10 protein-coding genes and 2 tRNA genes are annotated in these 12,482 nt (G+C 40.7%); 6 read left to right on the top strand and 6 right to left on the bottom strand.

Annotation, left to right across the window (positions count from 1 at the left end; all coding sequences use genetic code 11):
* Nucleotides 1-406: 406 nt before the first annotated feature.
* Nucleotides 407-754, top strand: coding sequence for a hypothetical protein (locus L4D09_RS27710; protein WP_428460766.1), 348 nt, complete (start codon nucleotides 407-409; stop codon nucleotides 752-754).
* Between the two features lie 34 nt (nucleotides 755-788).
* Here L4D09_RS27710 and L4D09_RS27705 read toward each other — a convergent pair whose 3' ends face one another.
* Together L4D09_RS27705 and L4D09_RS27700 are read right to left on the bottom strand one after the other, a co-directional pair.
* Nucleotides 789-1,304 carry a YgjV family protein gene (locus tag L4D09_RS27705; RefSeq protein WP_428460765.1) on the bottom strand — a complete coding sequence of 172 codons (516 nt, stop codon included), beginning with the start codon at nucleotides 1,302-1,304 and terminating at the stop codon, nucleotides 789-791.
* A gap of 12 nt (nucleotides 1,305-1,316) precedes the next feature.
* On the bottom strand, nucleotides 1,317-2,180 hold the full coding sequence (locus L4D09_RS27700; protein ID WP_428460764.1) for a DMT family transporter: 864 nt from the start codon (nucleotides 2,178-2,180) through the stop codon (nucleotides 1,317-1,319).
* 135 nt (nucleotides 2,181-2,315) lie between these two features.
* Here L4D09_RS27700 and L4D09_RS27695 point away from each other — a divergent pair, with 135 nt between their 5' ends.
* Nucleotides 2,316-3,212: a LysR substrate-binding domain-containing protein gene (locus L4D09_RS27695; RefSeq protein ID WP_428460763.1), complete on the top strand. Its 897-nt coding sequence runs from the start codon at nucleotides 2,316-2,318 to the stop codon at nucleotides 3,210-3,212.
* A 62-nt stretch (nucleotides 3,213-3,274) separates the two neighbouring features.
* Here the strand turns inward: L4D09_RS27695 and L4D09_RS27690 are convergent, their stop codons facing one another.
* Complete coding sequence (locus L4D09_RS27690) at nucleotides 3,275-5,164, bottom strand: NHL repeat-containing protein (RefSeq protein ID WP_428460762.1); 1,890 nt, start codon at nucleotides 5,162-5,164, stop codon at nucleotides 3,275-3,277.
* Nucleotides 5,165-5,376: 212 nt separating this feature from the next.
* On the opposite strand from L4D09_RS27690, the gene L4D09_RS27685 reads away from it, so the two are divergent.
* Nucleotides 5,377-7,623 carry a peptidase U32 family protein gene (locus tag L4D09_RS27685; protein ID WP_428460761.1) on the top strand — a complete coding sequence of 749 codons (2,247 nt, stop codon included), beginning with the start codon at nucleotides 5,377-5,379 and terminating at the stop codon, nucleotides 7,621-7,623.
* A gap of 74 nt (nucleotides 7,624-7,697) precedes the next feature.
* Here the strand turns inward: L4D09_RS27685 and L4D09_RS27680 are convergent, their stop codons facing one another.
* Complete coding sequence (locus tag L4D09_RS27680; RefSeq protein ID WP_428460760.1) at nucleotides 7,698-8,165, bottom strand: DUF302 domain-containing protein; 468 nt, start codon at nucleotides 8,163-8,165, stop codon at nucleotides 7,698-7,700.
* Between the two features lie 793 nt (nucleotides 8,166-8,958).
* Here L4D09_RS27680 and L4D09_RS27675 point away from each other — a divergent pair.
* Together L4D09_RS27675 and L4D09_RS27670 are read left to right on the top strand one after the other, a co-directional pair.
* Nucleotides 8,959-9,046: transfer RNA gene (locus tag L4D09_RS27675), tRNA-Ser, on the top strand.
* Nucleotides 9,047-9,090: 44 nt separating this feature from the next.
* Nucleotides 9,091-9,167 (top strand) — tRNA-Asp (locus L4D09_RS27670).
* A 164-nt stretch (nucleotides 9,168-9,331) separates the two neighbouring features.
* On the opposite strand, the gene L4D09_RS27665 is transcribed toward L4D09_RS27670, so the two are convergent.
* Nucleotides 9,332-10,678, bottom strand: a complete 1,347-nt coding sequence (locus tag L4D09_RS27665) for a DEAD/DEAH box helicase (RefSeq protein WP_428460759.1) — start codon at nucleotides 10,676-10,678, stop codon at nucleotides 9,332-9,334.
* 118 nt (nucleotides 10,679-10,796) lie between these two features.
* Entirely contained in the window at nucleotides 10,797-11,387 is a 591-nt protein-coding gene (locus L4D09_RS27660; protein ID WP_428460758.1) for a TetR/AcrR family transcriptional regulator, read from the bottom strand.
* 159 nt (nucleotides 11,388-11,546) lie between these two features.
* On the opposite strand from L4D09_RS27660, the gene L4D09_RS27655 reads away from it, so the two are divergent.
* Nucleotides 11,547-12,161: a glutathione S-transferase family protein gene (locus L4D09_RS27655; RefSeq protein WP_428460757.1), complete on the top strand. Its 615-nt coding sequence runs from the start codon at nucleotides 11,547-11,549 to the stop codon at nucleotides 12,159-12,161.
* Nucleotides 12,162-12,482: the final 321 nt, after the last annotated feature.

Below are 12,482 nucleotides of genomic sequence, written 5' to 3'. Positions count from 1 at the left end.
ACTTGAGAGCGACTTTTTAGGGTTGAACGTTTTGGACGAAACAGTACATCTTTAAAACCTAGCTTCAAGTCTTGTTCGATACGCATTGGTAATTCCTTAAATCTTATCGAATATTGCCTCATGGAAGGTAGCTGTTGGCAGACAGCACACCTAGGTACCATGTAGCAGGCACAAAAAAACCGGAGCGTTGGCAGACGCTCCGGTTTTCAGCATTATAGGCCCAGAAACTTTATTAGCAAGTCTGATAATAAACTTTTTTTTGTGRTATCTTTAAAAAGATAGTACGTCGAAAAACGTACAGTTATGTCAAAATTATCTGTTTTTTGCCTCAACACCTTCCATTCTCGATTAATCCTTGCATAATCAACTAAGCATATAACTAATTGGCTAACTGGATTGGTTTAACTTGTTTAGTAAAAGAAAAATAAAAAATACGTTTCCGCTTGATTTTTATGGTGAAGATGGAAGTTGGCGTTTCATTATTCGAGCAGAACACCCGGATGAAATTTTGGATGCGATGTATTGGCGCGCCTACATTTCTTGCCACCGCAAAGAATTTGATTTATTGCATATGGCAACGGGGAAGTTTAACTATAAGTACAACTATTCGTCGTCAGATTCGTCGGAACTTCATTATGCGGCTGGTAGTGATCCATTGCGGGTTAATATGATGGGGCCAATTGTGCCAATTTCTGTACTCTTAGAGAAAATGCGAAAACAGCGTGAGGTGCCAACTAAATTGGTGGCAGAGTAACAGACAAGAAAAAGGGGCTTATTAGCCCCCTTTTTTATGCAGGATTTACTTGCTCTGTTTGAGCCTTTATGTAGTAGCGGTAATAGCCAATAACATTACTGCACAGGAACAACGCTTCAAGTGCAACAGCTGTCGGAGAGCCAATTAATACATTGTGAATCATCCAAAAAATGGTACCGACAATCATTAGCTCTCTTAGTTGTTTATCATTTTTTCTGAAAGCGGCTATGTTATGGAATAACGCTGCAACACAACTAATAAGACTTACTATGCCGCTATAGGTGAAAAACGTAATAATTAATGTGCTGGCACAAAATATAAGCGTCATTTTTTGAGAGCTGGTATATAAACTTGTCGTGTATCGGACAGCTCCGAGCGCCATCAGTCCTGCGGCAGTCCACTGCTCTAATAGCGCAAAATGCAGACCTATCAACGTTACAGCACATACAAAGCACTTAATGATTTTCTTCTTTTCTTTAAATTGAAAAGAGATCAGGTCGAAGCAGACAGCGATCCCGATTAAGATTTGAGAGAGTAAAAAAGCCGACATGTTAGGTTTCCATTAATCAATTATTAAAGATGTATTCTTTTTCTCTAAGCGAGCGAGCCAAATTAACGGCAGTACAATCATTGCTGTTCCTATTAGCATGGCTAAATCTGGGGTTTCACCAAACCAAATTAAGCCGACTCCTACAGCGCCAATTAAGCCGCTATATTCAGCACTGGCAATCTTATTACTTTCTGCAGAACGGTAAGCAATCACGCAAATTGCCGCATAGATCAAAATAAAACTGCTAGATCCTGCTGCCGTTATTAATGGCGACCAATCCCACTCCCGGCCTTCCCATAGCGCAAGTCCTAAAGATGCAGGTATACCAGCGAGATTCGTTAAAAGTAACGTTTGCGCCACTGTCTGGTGCTTAGGCAATTTACGGATGAGTAAGTTATTACTGGCAATGGTTAATGCCACGATTAACGCGGCAATGGCTGCCCAGTTAATCTCAGTGGGTCTTATGATGACCAGCACACCTAGAAATCCAAAAATACCGGCTGCAATTGAGTGCTTGGTCAGTTTTTCATTAAAAAGAAAAAGTGCCAATGGCAGCATCATAAGTGGGGCAGCATAGAAAATGGCATTGGCTGTGGCTAGCGGCATTGCATTAATGGAAAAAACCATAAAAATGGCGCCAAATAACCAGATATGGGCGCGAAGTGCATGCCATTTTAGGCCATCAGTAAAACTTTTTTTACTCACGCCATAGCAAAATGGAAGCAGGATAATCACTGCAGTTAGCTGTCGGAAAAAAACAAATTGAAAAACAGCAGCGTCTTCGCCTATGGTTTTAATCAAGGCGTCAGAAAATACAGCGATAAGGTTGCCGACAATGAGCAAACTCATTGCCATACCTACAGATATTGAAGGCATATTTACTCTCCTGCATAGACTGAAGGCTGTTCAGTATTAATGTGAGGGAAGGTGTTATTTGATGGCCTAAGCTTAATTCATAAGTCATCCTCATATATAATGATAAATATTCCTTTACTATGAGCTCAGCTAATAATGAAGCTACCACCACTTAGGGCTGTTCAATGTTTTGAATCGGTTGCTCGGCTAAATAGTTTTTCTCAAGCTGCGAATGCGCTCAATGTAACTCAGAGTGCGATTAGCCATCAGGTTCGCTTACTGGAAGAGTACCTAGGAGAAACGTTGTTTGTTCGTCAAGGGCGACGCCTGTCATTGACCCCGATGGGGGAAAAGTACTTCGATGATATTTCTCACTCATTACAGAATATTGCATCAGCCAGTCAGCAGATAAGAGAGGGGGAAAGTGGTAAAATTCGATTAGCAATGTATAGCTCGCTCGCGGTGAAATGGTTAGTGCCAAGGCTAGAAAACTTACGGCAACAGCACCCAGAAATCGACCTTTCCCTTAATATGTTTGCTGATGAACCAGCGTTTACCGATCAAGTCGCTGATTGCTTTATTACATCGTATCCACCTGAAAAGAATTATGTCAGCGATTTTTTATACAAAGAATTGTTATACCCATTTTGTAGTCAAAAAGTATGGCAACAAATACAAGATAAACCATTACCAGACGCGTTATGGGGACACCCCCTATTGTCTGTTGACTCTATCTTCAAAGGGGAAGCTGAAGATTGGCTAACATGGTGCAAACGAGGTGGTTTTAGTTTGCCTAGAAATGTAAAAATAAACCATTTCAGCCATATGGTTTTGGCGGCAGAGGCTGTGAAATATCACCAAGGCATTGCATTTTTGAATGACTACTTTCTGAACGACCAAGACCATCAGAACCTAGTGAGGATTCCAATGCATGAGCTACCAACGGGGGAGAATTTGTATTTTGTTTACAAGAAGTCGCGAGCTAAGCAATTTGAAATTAAAACATTAGGCGGCTGGTTAAAACAGCAATGTTTTGTTTATGAGAGTGACTGAGTTGTGCCTGTTGTAGCCGCTAAAGCCCTAAATTAAAGGCTTTAGCAGCCGCCTAACGTTGATTAAAACCATGAACTCCAGCTTGGATATGTTTCTTTTTTCTTACTATTATTCGATGGGTTAAATGCGACGCCTTCAATTTCTACATTTTTAGGATCACCTCCGGTAATATCGGTGATGTTTTTAGAATCAATCCAAATGGAAATATGCCCTAGGGGCGTTATTTTGAATACATTTCCCCCGATATTGTTATCCCCATCGTCGCTATGATTACTGACAAAGAGGTTTCCGTGGCTATCGTAAGCGAGTCCGCCTTCAATATCGACACTGTCACCATTAGCGCGAACGAACTCCCATTCTGTTACCAGTGTGGAGACATCACCAAATAGGTCAATGTTATATAGGAAGTGGGCACCGGAATCATCTTCAAGGGTGATTGAACCCCAGCGATTGCGGGTCATAAATCCATCAGGATCATCAAAGGCCCTAGCATCTTTAAGTGTGCCAATAAGAATATCTTCGTTTGGTACTGCATCATAGGCGTCATCATTCGGTGAAAATTTTATTTGAGTGCGTTCAAATCCACCTTTGAATTTGAATACCCACGGGCTTTTCAGTGTCCCTTTACCCGTTACAGAAACATCGTGGGGATTAAGGTGGGTATTTTTAACTAATAAATATTTTATTTTGTCGTTACTGTCCCCAATATGCCAACTTACTTCACCTAGGTCTTGATCTTCAAAAAATGCGCCGCTACCAACCGTTGCATTAAGATCAAAGCTAACTGAACCGTAGGTATTAGCGGTACCTATAGCCTCGATATGGTTATTGGCTTCGACCGCTTCTTTGGGAATGTCATCTGGCCCTGGCCCCATAAAGTTAGATGCATTAGCCGATGCGCCATATATCATGCCGTCGTCTACGCTTATAAATCGGTAGCCATCAGGATTATCAAACACCCAAGGTTTACCGATGGTGCCGACGCCCATGGCTTTAATGTCAGAGCCAAGCGTTTTATTGATAGCTTGAGCTACTTGATAGGGTGAAGCATCCCATGGAATTGGATCTGTTGTAACCGTGGTCGGGCTATAGTCAGTATCTTCTATGAAAGACAGTGTATAGGTGCCTGATACATTCGTAGGTTTCTTTGGATATTTTTTACTGTTCAGGCCGTAATAACTTCCATAACCTCTAGGAGGATAAAAAAGGTCATTAACAAGATAGACATAGTTATCTTTTGATAGATTATGCGGATCAACATTAGGGCCTGCGGCGAATATTGACGGCTTACCGTACATATAATCGACTTTATACACGATATTAGGTGAATCGTCAGAGGCTAAGTAGATATAGCGGTTGTCAGCTGCGATGGCTGGTTGAATATCAAAAATAAAATCTTTGCCAAGTTTTTCGAACTCTTCTTCTTTAACAAAAATTTCCACATCACCAGTATTAGGGTCGACTCTAAGTAGGTGGTCACTGATATCATCACCAACATACAAGTTTCCATCTGCACCCTCAATAATGCTCTCTAGGTCAACATTCGGTTCATTTGTCACAGTTTTAACTGCGCTGCTAGAAGTAAGGACTGAAAGTACACCTGATTTGTTTTGCTTAATGATGTAGCTGTTTTGATCGTTGTTATCGTCGACAGTAAAAATTAAGCTCCCATCTTTTAGTACGACTATTCCTTTACTGCTTAGGTCGATAGATGAAATGGCATCGCCGCTATCGTTGATGATATCGATTATATCTTGCTTATTTATCTCGATACTTATCATTTTGTCAGGCGTGATGCGCAAAACACAGTCGCACTCATCTTCAAGCGCAAATAAGTCGCCGGTATTATCTGGTGGTAATATGTTAGGTAAGGCGGCATAAGCACCACCAGATAAAGCCAACCCTATTGCCAGCGCAAGCAATGAGTTTGATTTTTTATAATGTTCAAACATAGTGATTCCCCCTAAAAGGTTAAGTTTTTAGGGTAGCGGAGTATCAGTGTCTTAATTTCTTAAAATAAATAAATCCTACCTTGTACTTAAAATCAGGCAAAAGAGTCCGCAATATTTACTTAGTAACCGCACTAGCATTGTGGAAATGTTGCCCTGAACCACGTAGAATGCGCCCCCTTTAGCGTAATAGCTTATTAGTAGGTAGTGTCATAATGAAGAATAAATTCGAGTTATTAGCGCCAGGTGGTGATATTGAATCGATCAAAGCTGCGATTGTTGCGGGTGCAGATGCAATATACTGTGGTTTAGATCAATTCAATGCACGTAACCGTGCATCAAATGTATCGTTTGATAACTTGAATGGTATTGTCAGATTGGCACACCAATACGACTGTAAAATATTTTTGACTTTGAATATCAATATATTGGAAAGCGAGATTCAACCAATAGTTCGCTTGCTCAATAAGTTGGTAAACACCAAAATTGATGGTGTTATTGTTCAAGATTTTGGCTTGTTCCATATCTTAAAAGAGCATTTCCCAACAATGGACGTACATGCGTCAACCCAAACAAATACTCATAATGAAGGGCAAATACTGTTTCTGCAGCAGCTAACCGCCAGTCGTGTCAATTTATCTCGAGAACTGAATATTCGAGAAATCAAACACCTTGCAGATTTTGGACATCAAAATAATGTCTTGATGGAAGTGTTTGTACACGGCTCATATTGCGTAGGCTTCTCTGGTTTGTGTTACATCAGCTCAGTGCGTAATGGTAATTCAGGTAACCGTGGACGTTGCAGCCAGCCATGTCGTGACCAGTACCAAACAACGGCAGTAGGCAAAGATTACCCGCTGAATATGAAAGATAATTCAGCCTTTTCAGATATGGCCGCTCTTGCTGACGCAGGGGTGTACTCGTTGAAAGTGGAAGGCCGTATTAAGAAAGCGCACTATGTGCATACGGTGGTTGATAATTGGCGCAAGCAGATTGATCGTTATTGCCAGTCTGATGAGCCATTAACGGATACGACCGGGTTATATACGGTCTTTAACCGAGACTTTTCGAATTCATATCTGCAAGGGGACATCAATAAAAGTATGTTTATTGATAACCCACGCGATAATTCGGTTAAACATTTTTCTAAAATATACAGCTGCACTACCACTGAGCAAGTTCAGCAGGTTAAGAAGAAACTGTATGACGATAAATCAGTCATTATTCAGTCAGTTGAAGCGCAAACCAAAGACCTTGATATCAGTATCCACACATTGGATGTTTCACTTTCTGGTATAGAAGGTGGGCTGCTTACTGTTACGGTGACAACGCCTAATACATCTTTTAGTGTGTCTTCAACATCAGGATTGACTAAAGCGGCAAAACACAGTTTCGATGCACCAACCATTAAAAAGTGGGTAAACAGCTTTAGTAATGCTGAGTATCATGTGGGGTCTATTGACCATTCACAGCTGCGTGATGGATTATGCATCCCTTTTAAAGAAAAAACTGCGATTAAAGATCACATAGCTTACGTATTGAATGGTTCAAAAGCTCCCGTTCGTCCAGTAGAGCTGCCTAAATTAGCGCAAGCTACATCTCAGCAAGCAGTTACACCTAGTTTGAATGTGCTGATTTCATCAGAAGCAGATATAGCTCTAGCCAATGATTCTGGAATCAATGTGTATTATCAATTGCCAGAAGCGTTACATTGTAACCTAAAAAAGGCGGTTTCTATATTCAATAGCAATGATGCGTTGATTCCTTGGTTCCCAGCCATTCTTATTGGTGAAAACTATCAGGCTGCCATCGAGTTTTTAAAGTGTGTGAAGCCTAAGCAAATTGTCACGAATAATAATGGTGTCGGATTTGCTGCTTACCAATTGGGGATTCCGTGGATTGCTGGCCCACAAATGAATGTGATGAACTCATACAGCCTTAAATGTATGAAAGAAGAGTTTAACTGTATTGGTGCGTTTATTTCTAACGAGATAAACCAAAAACAGATGAGACACATTGTGAAGCCTGAGAGCTTTTCATTGTTTTATAGTATCTACCACCCAATTATGCTGTTGACCAGCCGTCAGTGCTTGTTCCATCAAACGGTAGGCTGTAAGAAAAAGCGCTTCGATGATAAGTGTTTGAGAAAATGCGATAAAACAGCGTCTATCATGAGCATGAAAGATGCGTCATTTGTTGTTGATAAGCAACGCGGTGATCATAATGCTTTATATAGCCAGCAGAACTTTTTAAACGTTGATGTTTTGAAAGAATTACCAGCCTTGTTTGATGGCGCTTTCGTTGATTTACGTGATATTAAAACCGAAACTCAGGTTACTGTTGATAAAACCACGCTACTTGCTGCATTTAAACAACAAATAGCATCTATGGATGATATTGAAAGCCCACTTGCAGGCATTGTGACACCGACGACGAAAGCACAGTACCAAAAGGGACTTTAATCATCAAAAGTAGGGTGCTAAATGTGGTTTTAAAAAACCGTTTAGCACCTATCTGAACCTATCAATAAACTGGTTTATTCTTGCTTTGTTGCTAAGGCTGAAAATTTAGCAAGGCTGGTGGCTATCTTCTCTCCTAGCGCATTACAGCCGACTAACTTATGGCGTTTTTCAAGATAGCTGGGCGCATTATAACTTAGCCAAACCTTTCCATCTTCATCTTCGATGATTAAGGCTTTTAGCGGCAGATCAATGCCCATACTTTGCTGGCATTGCATCAACTTTGAGCCTACCTCAGGGTTTCCAAAGATCACTAATTCCGTAGGCCTCAACGCAATACCTACATTCTTTGCTGCTTGTGAATGATTAATGCGGCTAAAAACCTGCATATTATTCTCTTCAAGTACCTTGACTAGGTTCTCAGCTGTTTGGCTGACAGTATAAGGACTACTAACCATTTCGAGGCCTTCTACATCAGCTGGATTTGTACTGCTGAGTAGTGGGAAGCTAAAGAAGAGAAGGGCTACTATGCATGTTCTTTTCATGATGATGCCTCACAGGGTTAATTTTCGTCGATATTTAAATCGAAGCAACCGATTTGATGGGTATAACTATAGTGTACTAATACCCGTAAGGGTAAGTTAATGGCTGTATAGCACGTAGATTAACTCGTTAAAAAGAATGAAGAAATTTTGGCAGGTAGGAGAGTTAATTTACAACTTTGTATAAGAAGGGTGTAAGAGATAAATAAAGCCTCCGGGGAGGCTCTTAAGAGTTATTTTTTAGATTTTGCATTATCTAGAATTTCTTTGATGCGCTTATTAGATACACGTCTAGCCATAAATGAACTCCTTGTAAAAAATATAGTTTTTGACTAACGGCTAACTTAATCTCGTTAACGGATGGTTAGTCTTGATGCGATACAAAATAGATACGACTTTTAATTACATATCATTCCAATACGCATAAATTAACTATAGTCAACTTGTCTCTTATGTGAAGTGCCGATTTTGATTCTAATTCGATGTTAAGTTGTTATTTTTAGACGCTTAGCCTGATTTATGATGATTCGTTAGTGGTATAAATTGTTAATATGCGTTAATGCGGGCTTAGTTACTGCATAAGCTTGAATGAATAGATAAATGTTTAAAAATTGAAAGTGTGCGCTTAGTAACATTTATTTGATGTTTGAGTTATATAAGCAACTGAAAAAAGAAGGGTTACACAAGTATATTATCTATTTTAATGGCTTAAAGTTTAAATTTTGTACATTCGGTAAGTTTTGATTGATTTAACACTTTACAGCAGAAAATGGGGTAGGTATTATTCATGGCTTACGGAGAGATGGCTGAGTGGCCGAAAGCACCTGACTTGAAATCAGGCGAGGGGCGACCCTCCTAGGGTTCAAATCCCTATCTCTCCGCCACATTTAAAGGGTCAGTAGTTATACTGGCTACTTTGCAAAGAATTGGAGCGGTAGTTCAGTTGGTTAGAATACCGGCCTGTCACGCCGGGGGTCGCGGGTTCGAGTCCCGTCCGCTCCGCCACTACAACGAAGCCTCAGCAGAAATGCTGGGGCTTTTTTGTATACGTAGAGTTTGTGTTAGCCCTTCGGTCGAATGCTCGCAAGTTATGTAGTGGAAAAATAAAAGCGAGCCAAGGAGACTCGCTTTGTTGTCTTTGTTACTAAAGCATGAAAAGAAACTAATGCTTACGCATCACGCTTAGATGCTGGCTTTCGGTTGTCTGAGCGACGGCGGTTTTTATTTGGTTTTGCGCCTGTTTTTGTGTCAGATTTTTCACTACCAGCGTTAAATGGTTGACGACGATTGGTAGGGCGCTTTTCCTTATTGTCATTTGATTCCTTTTTACCGCTACGTATGTTTTTTGGCTTGTAATTCAAAATTGAAACAGGGACTTCTTTAGTCGGTACAAAGCCTTCAATTTCTTTACGGGTGATCAAATGCCCTAAGCGGCTTTCAATCATGCAAAGGTTTTTAAAGTTATCTCTTGATACGAATGAGATAGCCTCACCTGATGCGCCTGCACGACCAGTACGGCCAATGCGGTGAACATAATCTTCTGGTGGATAAGGAAGATCGTAGTTAACAACGCGTTTAAGTTCAGTGATATCAATACCACGAGACGCCACGCCAGTCGCAACAAGAAGCTGGATTTTGCCTACTTTAAAATCTTCTAGTAGTTGTTCACGAATTGCTTGGCTTCGGCCACTGTGGAAAGATTCTGCGGCAATACCACGTTTCTCTAGTTGGCCAACAAGTTTTGCTGCGCCGTGTTTGGTTTCGATAAAGATCAGCGCCTGATCCCACTTATTCTCCGTGATCAAGTGGCTTAGTAGTGCTGACTTTTTGTCTTTATCAACAGTGATGAGCCACTGATCAATCTGTGGCTCATTGTTGCTATCTGGGGTGATTGAGATTTCGACAGGGTTGCTAACTGCGGTTTTCGCTAATGCACGTACCTGCTTAGATAGTGTTGCCGAAAACAGCAAGCTTTGAGTGTTTTCAGGCACACGTTCAATGACTTTATTGATATCTTCGATGAAACCCATATCCAGCATGCGGTCGGCTTCATCAAGTACTAAGATTTCTAACTCGTCAAAATGGACTGCGCGCTGGGTGTACATATCTAGCAGGCGACCGGGTGTTGCCACTAATATGTCTACGCCTTCAATAAGCTTTTGTTTCTGCTGTTTATAATCAACACCGCCGTACATTGCCAGTGACTTCAATGGCAGGTGTTTACTGTACTGAGCAATATTCTGTTCAACTTGAATCGCCAGTTCACGGGTTGGCGTCAAAATGAGTGCGTGAATACGCTTTGGGCGCACTTGACGTTCTGCTTCATTCAGCATTTGCAAAATAGGCAGTACAAAGCTGGCTGTTTTACCTGTTCCGGTTTGTGCTGCCGCGATGAGGTTACGCCCTGTTAAAACAGCAGGGATCGCCTTCTCTTGAATTGGGGTAGGGGCTTTGTAGCCAAGTTCATTGACTGCTTTTAAAATTGAATCGCTTAATCCAAGCTTGGAGAATGGCATGTGGAATCTCAGGTAAAATAAAATACATACGGCTACTGCCTTAGCAATAGCCGTTAATTGATAAGACTATTCTAACATGAAGTCAGTAGGTGGTGTGCATCGTCGCGGTATTTGTTGCTTATTCAATGATTCGATAACTGTTTAAGGTGGTACTGACGATGGCAAGTGCATCCTTGATAACATCATACTGCCTTGCTTTACCTAGTACGCGAATTCCCTGCATTTGCATAACTAAAAATCGACTGAGTTGCGAAATATCGGCGGCTGGTGTGATCAAGCCTTTTTGTTGGTCGTTAGTCAGCGCATTAAGAAATGCTTGCTCTAAAGCGAGAAAGAGATCATTGGCTTTATCTCGTATCGGCTTATTGTCATAGGCACGTTCAAGTAACGCGTTTTGTAAGAAACAACCACAGGTTTGTTCATGTTGAAGCTGGGCGAAATGGCCAAGAAAGTTAATGACTTCTTTTGCTCCTGCTTGCTCGCTTCTTAAAGCGGTTAGTGCGGGCAGAGAGACATTGTTTAAATAGTAGGCAAGCGCTTCTTGGTAAAGGGACTCTTTATCGATATAGCTATTGTAAATACTAAATCGATTGATCCCTAAGTGAGCAACAAGATCTGCCATTGATGTCTCGGCGTAGCCTTTTTGCCAGAACAACTCCATTGCTTGAATGAGCTTTTCTTCCCGTTCAAAATTTTTGCTTCTTGCCATTACTGTTATCACCATGTCTCAGCTACCTAGCTGTTAAAGATACAACAATTTCACCCTGATTCAGAACAATCATTCAGAAAAGTAACATTCTTTCTTGACCAATCGTTCAGATATGAATAGATTCTAATCTAAACGATCGTTCAGTAAAAAGGAAGTAACATGAAAATCTATGAGCTTGCACCAACCCCAAGTGCTAAACGCGTGAGTTTTTTTCTAGCTGAAAAAGGAATTGACGTTGAACGTGAGAGTATTAACGTTCGTGAAGGGGAGAACTTGACTGAAGCGTTTCAAGCATTAAGTGTGAATGGCCGTATTCCTGTACTGGAACTCGATGATGGTACGACAATTTGTGAGTCGATAGCGATTTGCCGTTACTTTGAAGAATTGTACCCAGAGAAGGCTGCTTTATTTGGTGAAACTGCGCTAGAAAAAGCACAGATAGAAATGTGGCAGCGAATCGTAGAGCTACAAGGCTTATTTGTTGCCTTTCAGGCTTTTCGTAATATCACTGCAATTTATAGCGACCGTGAAACATGCATTGAGGCATGGGGGCAAGAATCACGTCAACGCGTGATAGATTTTGTGCCAACGCTTGAAAAGCAGTTGGCGAGTAATGAATACATAGCAGGAGATAAATACAGTGTGGCAGATATTACTGCTTTTGTATTAATGGGGATGCTGGCGGCACTTGAAGTCGCTACTGATGACTACCCAAATCTACAGGCGTGGAAATCACGTATTGCTGAACGACCTGCCATTCAAAGTATGTCTTAATATTTTTATTCCACGAAAATTCGTGAGTTGGGTACTTTGCCCGTAAGTTATTTTAATTTACGGGCAATTATCGTTAGAGCAAACATGCTAATGGCTTTAATTTAGGTCTCTTATTGTGTGGCTTAATTCTGCCACATTTTGTACTGAATTGATCACCAATTTGGTGCGAAACTTGTATGGATAATAATTTCATTGGTGCATAAACTTAAGAAAGTTGTACATTTATGGTGCAATTGTCTTTTCGTTTTTCATAGTAAGAAAAGATCGTGAAATAAATACCTGTTTAAATTAATAATATTATTTTTAAATGAAATAATATTC

It is taken from the genome of Photobacterium makurazakiensis (genome assembly GCF_050336715.1).
GTDB classification, from domain to species: Bacteria; Pseudomonadota; Gammaproteobacteria; order Enterobacterales; family Vibrionaceae; genus Photobacterium; species Photobacterium makurazakiensis.
This window is presented reverse-complemented; position numbering and strand designations above follow the sequence as displayed.